This is a genomic window from Streptomyces sp. NRRL S-337 (genome assembly GCF_000720175.1).
GTDB classification, from domain to species: Bacteria; Actinomycetota; Actinomycetes; order Streptomycetales; family Streptomycetaceae; genus Streptomyces; species Streptomyces siderophoricus.
Genome location: NZ_JOIX01000196.1, coordinates 1 through 356, shown reverse-complemented (window position 1 = coordinate 356; position 356 = coordinate 1). Strand labels below are relative to the sequence as shown.

General features: G+C 67.1%; 1 protein-coding gene. It reads right to left on the bottom strand.

From position 1 onward, the window contains the following. Window positions 1-356 (bottom strand): TIM barrel protein (locus tag IG62_RS0141055; RefSeq protein ID WP_030816432.1); only part of this gene is annotated, 356 nt, incomplete at both ends.

The following is a 356-nucleotide window of genomic DNA, read 5'->3' as shown; positions in this document are numbered from 1 at the left end:
CGATCTGCACGTGCGCGGTCTTGGCGGTGTAGCGGTCGATGACCTCTTCCAAGTCCTCGCCGTTCATCGACAGGTGGTACAGGTCCATCAGGAACCGGGCGTTGTCCAAACCGGTCGCCGCGTTGACCGCGTCGACGATCTCGATCGCCTTGGGCGCCGAGACGATCGGGCACTTGGGCGACTCCGGCGCGTTGAGCGCCTCGATCAGCAACGTCCCACCGACCTCGCCCACCGCACGCGCCGCGAACGCCAGATTTGCAAGCGCCAGCGCATCCTGCTCCGCCGCATCCACGCCCTCGACGCGGTTGCCGTACAGGGCGTTGAAGGTCGTGCAGCCCAGCGAGCGGGCGAACTCG